Below are 12,333 nucleotides of genomic sequence, written 5' to 3'. Positions count from 1 at the left end.
AACCCTCGACGAGCCGAGCCACCCACCCTCATTTCGGCACCTTGACAAGGGCTGGAGGAGGTCTTATCCAGGTCAATGAGCAGGTTGGCCTGGGTTCGCCCGGGAGGTGGACCGCCATGACGGGACCGCGAGGCCCACGCGATCACTACGCGGTGCTGGGGGTGGAGCCCACAGCGTCCGCGCGGCAGGTCACCGCTGCCTACCGCGCCCTGGTCCGGCTGCTGCACCCCGACGCCCGCCCCGCCGAGCCCGGATCGGCGGAGCGACTCGGCGCGGTGGTCGCCGCCTACGCGGTCCTGCGCGATCCCGCGCTGCGGGCCGCCTACGACGCCGCACGGGAAGTCGCCGCACGGGAAACGGCCCGGCCCCGCCCGGCGAGCGGCCGTACCCCGGGCCGTGCCTCGGGCCGTGCCCCGGCGGCGGGCCGTCGGGTGTCCGTACACATCGTCCGGGAGACCGGTGGCGCAGAGCCGGTACGCGCCACGCCACCGCCCACCGGTGCGGCGGGCCCGCCCGGGCCCGAACCGCTCGTCCGGGTGGGGCCGGTGCGGTGCGCGCCGCCGGGTGCGTCGACCTCGGCCGGGGACGGTCCCGGCGACCTGTGGCAGTGGCTGGTGGATCGGCTGTGGGAGGTGGAGCCATGGCTGTGAACGGCGACGACTTCCGCACCGCCGTCGCCCGATGGGACGGCCAGGTCACCGTCGCGGTCGCGGGCGAGATCGACCTCGCCACCGCGGCGGAGTTCGAGAGCCGCGTCAAGGAGCGCCTGGCGCGCCGGCCCCGGCACGTCGACCTCGACTTCGGGCAGGTGAGGTTCTGTGACTGCTCGGGCGTGGACGCCCTGGAACGGCTCCACCGCCAGGCGAGGGAGGAAGGCGTCCATCTGGCGGTCACGAATGTCCGGGCTCCGATCGTCGCCCGGCTGTTCGACGTTCTCGGCCTCGACGAGCTGGTCGAGGCCCGTCCATCCGGCGTCGAGCCCCCCGTCCATCCGGCTGACCGGTCTCCATCCGGCTGACCCCGGCGAGGGCGACACCGTCGGCAAGGACGACACCGGGCCGCCTACCGCGGCCCGGTGTCCGGGGAGACCACTGCACACACATCCTTCACACGAACCATCGACGCAACCGACAGCGGAGACCGGTCGGGGAACCGGCGAACACGCCCACGAACCGCTCAGACGTGGGCCGGAACGCCCACCGGTCGGCCTCGGCCGACGGGCCGGGGCGGCAACGGCCTCCCGGGCTCCGGCCTCGTCGCGAGGGCATCCTCCTGGCGCCCGTCCGCGGCGACGGCGGCCAGGCTCGCCGCCGTACGCAGTGCGGCCACCGTGCGCGGCGCCTCGGCCGAGCGGACCGCGATGCGCGCGAACGGTGCGGGCCGGCGCAGGTCGACGCTGACCACGACGCCGGTGAACGGGCGCAGGGCCACGAAGTCCCGGCCGCCCGGGTGGCGCCACACCCCCAGGCACAGCCTGCCGGGAACCAGCACGCCGCTCTCCCGGGCTCCGCGCAGGACCCGCCACGGTTCCCTGGTGAGCGCGACCTTCTCCACCGCTGTCAGCGGCACCCGCACCGGTCCCGAGCGTGCCGCCAGCCGCTCCCACCAGCGCAGCCGCACCACCAGGTCCGCGCCTTCGATCGTCAGCCTCGCCACCGCCTCAACCTCCCTCGCCCGCGCCGACCTCGGCCTCCGCATCCCGTACGGGCGGGGGCGTCGCCACCGCCCCGGCCTCACCGGCACCGGAGGCAGGCGGGCCGAGCTGGTCCGGCTGCCGGTGAGCCCGCGCGGCGAGCAGCGGCGCGCCGTGCCGCTCCGGCCGGTGCCCCACCTCGTCCATGATCGGCTGGCGAGGCGTGTCGAGCGCGCCCGGCGGCGTGGGGATCAGACGACGGGCCGCGCAGCGCCCCACCCAGTGGCGCCCGCACTCCGGGCACGGCGGCGCCCCCGCGGGGGTGTAGGGCGAGTCCACGGCGATGCCGTCGCGGGAGAAGTACTCCCAGTCGCGTCCCTCGGCGTCGCGGTAGTGCTGGACGTCGTAGTCGGTGCTCCACTGGTGCCAGCAGTGGCCGCAGGTGAACTCCACACGCTCCAGTGCCAGTTCCGTGATCACTACCCACACCTCCTCGGTCGCCCCCGTGCCCTCCTCGGCTGCCGGCGCGACGTGACGGCGCCCCGTCGGCATCCGGCCGCACCCCCTCCAGTCCGTATACCTCCGAACGGCCCATCGGGGCAACCGGAGCGGCGGGCCCTGTCCGAATGGATCCGGCGGTTCTCCCGGCGCCGGGGGTGGTCCCCGGGCGGGATGGCTCGGGTCCTGCGCCTGCGGGGCGTCGCGAGCACGCGCGGCTGCTCACCCCGTGCCGAAGTGGCGGTCGAGGAACTCGTTGCGGAAGGTGCCCCTCGGGTCGAACTCGCCCAGCAGACGCCGGAAGTCCTCCCAGCGCGGGTACGACGCCCGGAGCACCTCGGGCGCCGTGCCGAAGACCTTGCCCCAGTGCGGCCGGGCGCCGAAGGCGGACAGGGCGTCCTCGACCGCCCCGACCGCGTCCGCCGCGGCCCGCGCCTCGGGGTGCCAGGTGAAGTGGAAGGCGACGCAGTCGCGCCGGTAGGCCGGACTGAGCCACAGCTCGTCGGCCGCCACCGTGCGGATCTCGCTGATCTGCAGGGCCGGCGCGATCCGCTCCCGGACGGCATCCAGCGCGTCGAAGGCGGCGACGGCGTCGGTGCGGGCGACGAAGTACTCCGACTGCAGCTCGTCGCCGCTGCTCGGCGTGAACTCCGGCCGGAAGTGCGGCAGTCGGGTGTGCCACGGGCCGGGGACGCCGAGCTGCCGGGTACAGGGCTCGGGCGGACAGCCCGGCACAGGGTGGCGCGGGCCGTCGGCGAGCACCGCACCGAGCCATTCAGCGGGGGCGGCGGGCACGTCCGGACCGCCGCGCCGCTTGAGCCACACCTGGTCGATCCGGTCCGTGCGCCAGCCCGTGAAGAGGCTGACGCTGTAGGCCGCGGCCATGACCTCGTCGAACCGCTCGCGCAGCACAGCCGTCGGCAGGCCCTCGTAGACCCACTGCCGGACCTCGAACGACGGCACCACGTCCAGGGTCAGCCCGGTCACCACGCCGAGGGCACCCAGCGCGACGACCGAACCCGGGAAGTGCGCCGCACCCCGGTCGACCGTCACCAGGGAGCCGTCCGCCGTGACCAGCTCGACGGCCCGGACGGCCGTGGCGAGGGAGCCGTTGGCGACCCCGGAGCCGTGCGTCCCGGTGGCACAGGCGCCCGCGACCGAGATGTGCGGCAGCGATCCGAGGTTGTGCAGCGCGAGCCCGGACCGGTCCAGCACCGCGGCGAGTTCGCCGAAGCGCATCCCGGCACTCACCCGGACCGTGCCGGCCCGCCCGTCCGGTTCGACCACGGGGGGCAGGCCGGCCACGGACACCAGGTCGCCCGTGGTGTCCGCGATCGCGTTGAACGAGTGCCCCGTCCCGAGGACGCGCACCGACCGGGCGGCCGCGACGATCCGCCGCAACTCCTCGACGGTGCCCGGCGCATGGAACCGCTCGGCCCGGAAGGCGATGTTCCCGGCCCAGTTGGTCGCGGCCACGGTCATGGGTGTCGTCTCCTCGGACGGGGACACACGGTCCGTTCAACAGCGGGTCAGTCGCACGGAGAGGCCGTCGTGGCGGTACAGCGGCGTCGCCTCGTACCCGTCCGCGTCGACGGTGACACTGCTGAACTCGCCCTGCAGCGTACGCCCGTCGAGCACCGGCAGCACCAGGTCGTCCTCCGGCTCGACGGTGTCCGCCAGCCGCAGGCCGAGCTCCGCGCCCCGGGCGATCGTGACCCGGCCCTCGACCGTCAGCGCCGGGGAGTGGCGGTGGTGGAGCGTCAGCTCCAGGCCCGTCCCGGCCGACTGGAGGAGGCTGCCGCGCACCCGGACGGCGCCCCGCTCGGCGTCCGCCTCCAGCGTGCCGGCGCGGACCTGGACGTCGCCGCGCCCGAGGGCGTCGCGGGAGCCGGCCACCAGGACACCGCCCGCCACCACGGTGGCACCGGTGTAGCGGTTGGTGCCGGTCAGCGTCAGCGTCCCGGTGCCGCGCTTGGTGAGGCCGCCCGGGCCGGCGATGTCGTTGCACCAGGTGTCGGCCGCGGAGAACCCGCCGGCGGCGGCGTTCAGCTCCACCGTGACGTCGCGCTCGAACGCGCCGTAACCGTCGGCCGCGGCGAACAGGTTGAGCCGCCCCCACATCTCCGGTCCGTCCAGCAGCACGTAGCCGGAGGGCAGCGCGGTGGTGCGCAGCACCTCCCGGCGCTGGGCGGCGTCCAGGTAGGGCAGCCTGGTCTCCAGCAGGACCTCGGCGCCCTTGGGCACCGTCATCGGCACGTCCCGGCCGCTGCGGCGCAGGACGTACGTCAGCTTCGGCGTGACCAGCTCGGCGTTGGCCTCGCGGTCGGCGTACGGGTCCTCGGCCGTGGTGGCCCGGTGGGCGTAGGCGTACAGGGTGTCGGCGGTGCAGCCGGTCTTCGCCCGGAAGTACGCGGCGGCCTGGTCGCGGGCGGCGGCCTTGAGGGCGGCGTTGCGCGGGTCGGCGAGGGTGGCGGCGGCGAGCGCGGTGGCGAGCGTCCGGCCGCCGATGACGTCGAGCGGGGAGTGCATCCCGGACAGGATCCGGGTGTGGCTGAGCTCGAAGGCCCGGGCGATCAGCTCCTGGAAGCGCTCGGGCACCGCGTAGGCGAGGGCGAGCGCGGCCAGGTGGAAGGCGTTGGTGTGACCGCTCACGAAGCCGCCGTCGTCCACCGGGGAGGTGCCGCGCTGGCGCAGCAGCTGCGGGGCGACGACCACCTCGGACTCGTACACCGGGAAGCCGAGGGCGTCGGTGGTGCCGGTGTCGACGACCGCGCTGTCCGCGTTCAGGCGCCAGGGGCGCGGGTAGCGGTACGCGTACTTGGCGGGGTTGCCGGAGGCGTACGGTCCGCGCAGCGTGTTGACCAGGGTGACCACCTGCCCGAGTTCCGAGTCGACGGCACCGGGGCCGATCGCGGACCCGGCGGGCGCGTCGGCCGGGACGGCGTCGTCGATCTTGGCGGGCGGGGTGGTGTCGGGCGCCCGGGTGATCGAGGTGACGGCCTTGGCACCCGTCCGGTACAGCTCGGCGAGCGGGCCGAGGCCCGCGATGACGGCGTAGCTCTGGTGCTGGCGGTCGTAGAGGAACGCTTCCTTGGCCTGGGCCGCGGTGCGCCGGGTGGTGACCTGCGCGCAGTAGCGCACGTTGGCCCGCAGCACGTCGGCCATGAGCGGCGAGCCGTCGTTCCAGGACGCACCGGTGTGCCAGATCCGGCCCATCCCGGTGAGGATGCGCACGGCGGCGTTCCCCTCCGGGGTGAGGTCGGCCATCGTGTTGGTCGCGTAGGAGTCCACGAAGGCGGCGCCCTGGACGGGGCCGGCGGGCGCGGCGGCGGCCCGCGTCGGGGCGGTCAGCAGGCTCAGGGCCGTGGGCGCGGTGAGCAGGCCGACCGTGGTGGCTGCGGAACTGCGCAGGAAGCGGCGGCGGTTCGGGGTGGGCTGGTCGTTCATCGCTGGTCTTCCTGCTGGGTGTGCCGGACGGGCGGAGCGGGGCGCGGACGAGGTGGATCCCCGGCCCGGGTGGCGGCCCGGGCCGGGGACGTTCGGGAGGGGCGTTCGGGAGGGGGGCGTTCGGGAGGGGGGCGTTCGGGAGGGCGGGGACGGTCGGGAGGGAGGGGGCGGTCGGGAGGGCGGGATCAGCGGTGGGTGTACAGGAAGCCGAGCTTGTCGACCTCGTCGCCGGAGCGCCCCTGGAACCCGGCGATCTGCCAGCCGTCGGGCGCGGTCCGGGTCACGCAGTCGCCGGTGGTGGTGCCGCCGGCCAGGGCGCGGCCCAGGTTGGTGCCGAAGGAGGCGTAGAAGATCCGGGTGTGGCCGTTGTACGAGCCCTGGCAGAGGGTCGCCGTGGTCACGTACTCGCCGCCGCCCAGGGAGAGCGAGGAGGCGGTGCCGCCGGAGCCCCCGTGGGTGAGCGCGGTGCCGTCGGCGAGGGTCAGTCCGACCTGGTCGACCCGGCTCCCGGCCCGCAGGCTGAGCGTGGCGGCGCGCGCACCGGCCGGGACGCGTTCGATGTCGTCGTAGAAGTCGCCGTGCGGGCCGCCGAACTGTTCGCTCGCCAGGTAGGCCGGGTTCCGGCTCCAGCTGAAGCCCACGGCGACGGGGTCGTGGTCGGAGAGCATCGCGCCCGAGGCGTCCAGGAAGTCGGCGTGCTTGTTGGCGTACGAGGTCGCGCTCAGCGAGACCAGCGCGCTGCTGCGGTACAGCACCTTGTCGACGATCTCGCAGGTGTCGGTGGGCGCCTTCTGGTCGCACAGCAGGGGGTCGGCGCCTCGGGTCGGCGCCACGCCGCCGCGCTCCAGCTGCACCCACGCGTCGGTCAGCCGGTTGTCGGCGGCGAAGGCGGCGATGGTGTCGTCGGCCCGGGTGTAGCGCGTGTTGGTGTCGCCCATCACGACGACGGCGTTGCCCGCCGAGTGGGTCCCGATGTAGCCCGTGAGCTGCGCCAGATTGGCGGCGCGGGCGGTCTCGTCGCCGGGATTGGTGCCCGCGTTGGCGTGGAGGTTGTAGAAGTCCACGTACACGCCCTCGGCCAGCCGGGTCCTCATGAACGTGAAGCCCTTGGGCGTGAGGCAGTCCCCGGAGTCCAGCTGGCAGTCGTTCCACCTGACCCGCTCGAAGTCGTCCGAGTCGTAGGGGAGGGCGGACAGGGTGTTGAGGCCGCTGCCGAGGCCCGCCCCGCCGCTGGTCGCCGTGCGGTAGGGGTGGGCGTCGGCGGCGTACAGCGCGGCGTGGTAGTTGAAGTCCTCCTGCACGTTCACCACGTCGTACGGCCCGAGCCGGCCGCCGATGGCGGTGGTGCTGCCCTGCCGTTCGGTGGAGGAGCTGTTCACCACCTGCGGAAGGCCGGCGACGTTGTACGTCAGCACGGAGAACGTCCCGCCCTCGGCGGCGGTGTGCGCGGCCGGCGCGCCCCCGGCGGCGTGCGCGGCGGGCGCGGTGAGCAGGCCGCCCAGCGCGACGACGGCGCCGAGCGCGCCCACGAGGGCGGAGCCGAGAAGGGAACGGCGGGGGCGGGGCTTGGACATCGGCGCTCCGATCGGAGTACGGCCACGGATCCGGCGCCACGGAGCGTATGAGCGAACCATGAGCGCGTCAACGTTACCGAAACTCCCTCAAAACCCTTGTGACCTGCGGCTTTACGAGGCCGCGCCAGGTTCCGCACAAAGATTCTGTGAGCGTTAACAGACTGTTCTCCCCGAACCCGCACCCGCCTCCCTCCCCGACCCGCTCCCCCGGCCCCCGGCCCCCGACCCCCGGCCCCGGCCCCGGCCCCGGCCCCGGCCCGCTGCGCAGCCAGCCGTCAGCGGCCAGCAATCAGCCGTCAGCCGTCTCCCCGTGCCAGCTGGCCGCGGACGGCGTCCAGGGTCGATGCGATCAGGAACGACTGTGCGAGCGGGACGAGGTGGGCGGCGCTGTCGCCCCACACGGCGCTGTCCATCGCCTCGACCATCAGGCGGTACGGGTCCTGGGCCGGGTAGTGGCGGCGCTCTCCGCCGGTGGTGGTGAGCGTGCTGGGGGCGGAGCCGGCGCAGAAGGCCGGCGGGGTGAGGGTGATCGAGCCGTCCGTGCCGGTGGTGGTGAACGTCTCGGACATGCCGCCGACGAGCGAGCAGCCGATCTCGGCCGTGCCCCGGCCGGGGAAGTCGAGCACGAAGCGGGTGGCGGAGTCGGCGGAGCCCGGCTCCCAGTGCTCCTGTTCGGCCCGCAGGACCTTCGGCGTGCGCCAGCCGAAGGCGGCGAGCGCGGCGGAGACAGCGTAGTAGCCGACGTCGTAGAGGGCTCCGCCGCCGAGGTCCGCGTGCAGGCGGTAGTTCCCGGCCGCGGGGGCGAGACCGTCGAACCGGGCGGTGACGGTGTGGACGGTGCCGATCGCACCGCCGGTGATCATGGCTTCGAGGTCACGGGTGCGCGGGTGCCAGCGGTTCCAGGCGGCCTCGACCAGCAGCCGCCCGGCGGCCCGGGCCGTGGCCGTCATCGCGGCGACCTCGACGGCGCTCAGTCCGAGCGGCTTCTCGCACAGCACGTGCTTGCCCGCCCGCAGGGCGCGCTCCACCCACACGCGGTGGGCGCTGTTGTGGAGCGCGACGTAGACGATGTCGACGGCCGGATCGTCCAGCAGTGCGCCGTAGTCGGTGTACGCCCGGGCCGGGTCGAGGGCCCGGGCCCGCCGCGCGTCGGTGGCGGCGACGGCGTGCAGGCGCGGCCCGTCGGCCGCGTGCACGGCGGGGGCGAGACTGGAGGCGGCGATGGAACCGGCGCCCAGGAATCCCCAGTTGGCCATGGTCAGCCCTCTTCCGTCAGCGCGGTCGTGGTGGCGGCGGCGAGGTCCAGGACGAGGGAACTCCAGCCGAAGGAGCGCGCGCCGTGCCCGGCCGCGTCCTCCGGGCCGTAGCACTCCCGCGTGGTGTCCGAGGCCGCGACGAGCGCGCAGCTGCGCGCCGCCAGTGTGTCGGCCTCGGCCCGGTAGCCGCGTCGGCGCAGGCCCCAGTACAGGTACCAGTTGAGGTTGATCCAGCTGGAGCCGCGGAAGATCGCCCCGGTGCGGAAGGCGGGGTCGTAGCCGGGCTCGGTCGCGGCGACACTGGGCACCGGGTGAGGCCGCCAGAACTCCCGCTCGTTCAGCAGGTGTTCCTCGATGACCCGGCGGGCGGCGGTCCCCGGCACCGAGTCCAGGACGACGGGCAGCAGCGCGCTGGCGGTGAGGACCTCGTTGCGCTTGCCGGCGACCAGGTCGAGGTCGTGGAAGGCGCCGGTGGTCTCGTCCCAGCAGTGCCGCATCAGGGCGGCGCCGACCGCGCGGGCCCGCCCCTCCAGCCGGTCCGCGGTGCGATCGCCCGGACCGGCCGTCCGGACGAGGCGTGCCAGGCAGGACAGCCCGTCGGCGTAGACCGTGTTGACGAGCACGTCGTTCCAGACGAACAGCCGCCGGTCGCGCAGCGGGGACTCGGGCGTGCGGGCGGGAGAGGAGTAGGCCGTGATCAGCGACCGCATCGCGTCGTGCCAGGCGCCGTGCACCGCGTCCTCGGCGGCCGACTCGATGCCGAGGGCGCCGTCGTACTTGGGACTGCTGTCGAGCCCGGACTCGTCGGGCTGGTAGATCTCCAGCAGTCCGGTGCCGGGGCTGGTGCGGTGCTCCGCGAGCCAGCCGAAGAAGGCGAGCGTCGGCGGCAGGACGCGGCGCAGCCAGAGGTCGTCGCCCGTCGCCCGGTACACCCGCTCGACGGCCCGGGCCACCACGGGAGGCGCGATGGTGACGGACCGCCAGCCCTCCCAGAGGTCGATCCGGAAGTCGGCCGTGGCGCGCGGCCTGAGGTCGTCCTGCCAGAGCACCATGTGCGGCAGGAAGCCGCTCGGGGTGACCGCGCTGAGCAGGGAGCGCAGCTCCGCCCGGGCTCGGCGGGTGTCGACGTGGGTGAGGGCGATGGCGTGGAAGCTGCTGTCCCAGGCCCACTGGAAGGGATAGCTGTCCGGGGAGGGGCAGGTGAAGTCGTAGCTGCGCTGGGCCGCCCGGGAGAAACCGGTGCGGTGGTTGCGGGCCAGGGTGTCGCGGGCCCGGGCGGAGCTCTCAGTGACGGACATGCGGGGTGACTCCCGAGGAGGACGCGTCGGCGGGGACCGGGCGGCGTCGCCCAGTGGCGAGCAGCAGCGCGGCGAGGGGCAGCAGGAGGCCGGCGAGGCCGAAGGCCGAGCGGACGCCGAGCCGGTCGGACAGGGTGCCGAGCAGGAGCGGTGCGAGCATGATGCAGGTGCTGACCGCGAGTTGGACGCGGGCGGTGGCCTGGTCGGTGCGGCCGGGCGCCGCGCTCACCGCCAGCGAGAGGGTCAACGGGAAGAGGTTGGCGACGCCCAGTCCGGCCAGGGCCAGGCCGAACAGGGCGAGCCAGGTGGTCGGCGCGAGCCACAGGGCGAGGAACCCGGCGGCGGCGACGGTCAGCGAACCGGCCACCAGCGCGGCGGGGCGGGCGGCGCGGCCGCCGGCCGTCAACCGGCTCCCCGCCAGCCGGCCGGCCAGCTCGCCGCCGTAGAACAGGGCCAGGGCGGCGGAGGCCTGGCCGTCCGTCAGGTCGGCGGTGCCGGTGAGCAGCGGCACCGCGTAGTAGGCGAGGCAGAACTCGAAGCCCACGACCAGGCCGCACAGGGCCGCGCGCAGCGGGAACGAGCCCCCACGGGCCGTTTCCGTGGCATCCTCGGCCGCGTCGGCCGCGTCGGCGGCCCCGGCGGCCCCGGCGGCCCCGGCGGCCGGGATGGTGCGCGGGCGCAGCGGCTCCCCGCGCAGCGCCGGGTAGAGGGCGGCGAGCGCGAGGGCCGGCAGCACCAGGGACCAGTTCCAGGCGGCCCCGGCACCCGCCAGGCCGCTGATGACCAGGGGTGCGGCGAGGGCGCTGACACTGGCGGCGGCGTTGGCCTCCACCAGGGCCCGGGCCCGCAGGGACTCGTGCCCGCCGTGGTGCTCGGCCAGCACCGCCAGGGCCGTGGTCTGCAGCAGTGCTCCCCCGGTCCCGCCCAGCACCGCCGCCGCGAGGGTGACGGCGGCCGACAGTGCGGTCGCCAGCAGCAGCGCTCCCAGGGCGAGGGCCGCGAGTGCGGCCCAGAAGAGCACCCGGTGGTCCAGCCGCGCCCGCAGCCGGCGGAACAGCAGGTTGGTGAGCATCGCGCCGGCCGCGAACGCCGTGGAGTGCAGGCTCATCAGCGCGTAGGACAGCCGCAGGTCCTGGCGCAGGAACGGCAGCAGCGGTCCGAGCGCGTAGAGGACGTAGGCGTACACGGCCAGGCCCGCGTAGGCCGTGGTGGTCAGCCGGTCCCGGGCGAAGACCGGGGTGCCCCGGGGCCGGGCGACCGGCACGGAGGCGCCGGTCACCCGGCTATCCCGGCCTGCTCGGCGAAGCCCCCGGCGGCGGAGGTGGCGGGGAGGTTCGCGGCGGGGGTGGGGGCGGGGACGGTCGCGGCGGCGGTGCGGCGCACGTGGTCGAGGAGGACGGACGGGGCGAGCAGCGAGGTCTTCATCGACGCGCCCCGGCCGTACCCCGTGAACGCCTCGCGCACGGCCGCCTCGTCGTCGAGGCAGGCCCGGGTGGTGATCAGCGGGGCGGGATCGACCAGGCCCGTTTCGACCAGCCGCAGGGCGACCGCGGTGACGTGCGCGGAGCGGGCCATCGGGAACGAGCGGACGTCGAAGGGCGTGGAGAGCAGCTTCAGTCCCTTGGCCAGGATCATCCAGGTGTTCAGCCGCTGCGGGACGGCCGTCGCGCCGTAGATGACGTACGAGCCGCCCGGGCGCAGCAGGCCCATCGCGATCTCCCGGATGTCCTTGTCCGGGGCGGCGGTCTGCGCCGTCCGGTGGGCCCGCGGCGCGATGTGGGGCAGCGCGTCGAACACGTAGTCCGCGTACTGGTCGTGGTGCTCGCGCACGTACGCGTCGAGCTCGGCCGCCTGGGAGTCGGTGTTGAAGGCGCGGGAGGCGCCGTGGCGCAGCGCGACGTCCATCCGGTCGCCGTTGCGGTCGAGCACGGTGATCGAACCCGCGCCGAGGTGGCGGTGCAGCACCTGGACGGCCAGCTGGGCGCTGGGGCCGCAGCCGAGGACGACGCAGGTGTCGCCCGGCTTCGGGGGGTTGAGCAGTAAGGACCGCAGGACCGAGGTCAGCGGCTCGATCACGGAGGCCAGGTCCGAGGGCACGTGCGGCGGCAGGACCACCGCCGCGGCCTGGTCGGCGTCGTAGAAGTTCCGCCCGGTGTACCAGGCCGTCTCCACACCGAGCCGGCCCGGGAAGAGCGGCCGCAGGGCGCGGTACTCGGCCATCCCGCCGAAGTCGGTCTGCCCCCAGTAGGTGACCCGGTCGCCCGGCCGCACGTCGTCCCGGAGCCGCTTTCCGACCTCGACGACCCTTCCCACGTATTCGTGCCCGGGAATGATCGGCCATTCCTCGGCGAAGAGGTGGCCGCGGTAGTAGGAGACGTCGGTCGAGCAGATCGAAACCGCTTCGGTCTGCAGCAGGATTTCGTCGTCGTGGCATTCCGGATCGGGCACCACGGTGCGATTGATTTCTCCGGGCGAGGTCATGAGGTACGCGTACACGGTTTTCCCTCCACGCATTCACGTCATTCCACCGCTGGCAGCGGCGGGCGGATCGCCCGCCGGTCGTTGCAGTCCCCCGTCGGAAATTCCTTCCGCGTGCTCGGGCCGTCGCCCTCCACCCGGCCGTGGGT

The 12,333-nt window shown here is 74.6% G+C and carries 11 protein-coding genes; 2 read left to right on the top strand and 9 right to left on the bottom strand.

Features of this window, described 5'->3' with window-relative positions:
- The first annotated feature begins 116 nt into the window (after positions 1-116).
- Both ACZ6Y7_RS30705 and ACZ6Y7_RS30700 read left to right on the top strand, forming a co-directional pair.
- The gene (locus ACZ6Y7_RS30705; protein ID WP_465761209.1) at positions 117-650 is read left to right on the top strand and encodes a J domain-containing protein; all 534 of its coding nucleotides are present in this window, start codon (positions 117-119) and stop codon (positions 648-650) included.
- Positions 641-1,018, top strand: coding sequence for an STAS domain-containing protein (locus ACZ6Y7_RS30700; protein ID WP_465761208.1), 378 nt, complete (start codon positions 641-643; stop codon positions 1,016-1,018). Before ACZ6Y7_RS30705 ends, ACZ6Y7_RS30700 begins: the two co-directional genes overlap by 10 nt.
- Before the next feature lie 158 nt (positions 1,019-1,176).
- On the opposite strand, the gene ACZ6Y7_RS30695 is transcribed toward ACZ6Y7_RS30700, so the two are convergent.
- The 9 genes from ACZ6Y7_RS30695 to ACZ6Y7_RS30655 form a co-directional block, all read right to left on the bottom strand.
- Positions 1,177-1,656, bottom strand: coding sequence for a hypothetical protein (locus tag ACZ6Y7_RS30695; protein WP_465761207.1), 480 nt, complete (start codon positions 1,654-1,656; stop codon positions 1,177-1,179).
- A 4-nt stretch (positions 1,657-1,660) separates the two neighbouring features.
- Positions 1,661-2,113 (bottom strand): hypothetical protein, encoded by a 453-nt coding sequence (locus tag ACZ6Y7_RS30690; RefSeq protein ID WP_465761206.1) that lies wholly within the window; start codon positions 2,111-2,113, stop codon positions 1,661-1,663.
- 240 nt (positions 2,114-2,353) lie between these two features.
- Positions 2,354-3,613: an FAD-binding protein gene (locus tag ACZ6Y7_RS30685; protein ID WP_465761205.1), complete on the bottom strand. Its 1,260-nt coding sequence runs from the start codon at positions 3,611-3,613 to the stop codon at positions 2,354-2,356.
- A 36-nt stretch (positions 3,614-3,649) separates the two neighbouring features.
- Positions 3,650-5,578 carry a phosphatase PAP2 family protein gene (locus ACZ6Y7_RS30680; protein ID WP_465761204.1) on the bottom strand — a complete coding sequence of 643 codons (1,929 nt, stop codon included), beginning with the start codon at positions 5,576-5,578 and terminating at the stop codon, positions 3,650-3,652.
- 185 nt (positions 5,579-5,763) lie between these two features.
- Positions 5,764-7,152, bottom strand: a complete 1,389-nt coding sequence (locus ACZ6Y7_RS30675) for a jacalin-like lectin (protein WP_465761203.1) — start codon at positions 7,150-7,152, stop codon at positions 5,764-5,766.
- Positions 7,153-7,448: 296 nt separating this feature from the next.
- Positions 7,449-8,408 (bottom strand): Gfo/Idh/MocA family protein, encoded by a 960-nt coding sequence (locus tag ACZ6Y7_RS30670; protein WP_465761202.1) that lies wholly within the window; start codon positions 8,406-8,408, stop codon positions 7,449-7,451.
- Between the two features lie 2 nt (positions 8,409-8,410).
- Positions 8,411-9,706 carry an amylo-alpha-1,6-glucosidase gene (locus ACZ6Y7_RS30665; RefSeq protein ID WP_465761201.1) on the bottom strand — a complete coding sequence of 432 codons (1,296 nt, stop codon included), beginning with the start codon at positions 9,704-9,706 and terminating at the stop codon, positions 8,411-8,413.
- Positions 9,693-10,985, bottom strand: coding sequence for an MFS transporter (locus ACZ6Y7_RS30660; RefSeq protein ID WP_465761200.1), 1,293 nt, complete (start codon positions 10,983-10,985; stop codon positions 9,693-9,695). The genes ACZ6Y7_RS30665 and ACZ6Y7_RS30660 overlap by 14 nt, the downstream gene beginning before the upstream one ends.
- Complete coding sequence (locus ACZ6Y7_RS30655; protein WP_465761199.1) at positions 10,982-12,202, bottom strand: zinc-dependent alcohol dehydrogenase; 1,221 nt, start codon at positions 12,200-12,202, stop codon at positions 10,982-10,984. The genes ACZ6Y7_RS30660 and ACZ6Y7_RS30655 overlap by 4 nt, the downstream gene beginning before the upstream one ends.
- Positions 12,203-12,333 lie beyond the last annotated feature (131 nt).

The organism is Kitasatospora sp. NPDC053308 (assembly GCF_055585785.1).
The sequence above is the reverse complement of the archived record's forward strand: the minus strand, read 5'-3'. Positions and strand labels throughout refer to the sequence as shown.

Excerpts from the sequence above, each read along its gene's own strand:
- ACZ6Y7_RS30665 (WP_465761201.1), bottom strand. The coding sequence starts at position 9,706 with ATGTCCGTCACTGAGAGCTCCGCCCGGGCCCGCGACACCCTGGCCCGC.
- ACZ6Y7_RS30700 (WP_465761208.1), top strand. The coding sequence starts at position 641 with ATGGCTGTGAACGGCGACGACTTCCGCACCGCCGTCGCCCGATGGGAC.
- ACZ6Y7_RS30705 (WP_465761209.1), top strand. The coding sequence starts at position 117 with ATGACGGGACCGCGAGGCCCACGCGATCACTACGCGGTGCTGGGGGTG.
- ACZ6Y7_RS30675 (WP_465761203.1), bottom strand. The coding sequence starts at position 7,152 with ATGTCCAAGCCCCGCCCCCGCCGTTCCCTTCTCGGCTCCGCCCTCGTG.
- ACZ6Y7_RS30680 (WP_465761204.1), bottom strand. The coding sequence starts at position 5,578 with ATGAACGACCAGCCCACCCCGAACCGCCGCCGCTTCCTGCGCAGTTCC.
- ACZ6Y7_RS30685 (WP_465761205.1), bottom strand. The coding sequence starts at position 3,613 with ATGACCGTGGCCGCGACCAACTGGGCCGGGAACATCGCCTTCCGGGCC.
- ACZ6Y7_RS30670 (WP_465761202.1), bottom strand. The coding sequence starts at position 8,408 with ATGGCCAACTGGGGATTCCTGGGCGCCGGTTCCATCGCCGCCTCCAGT.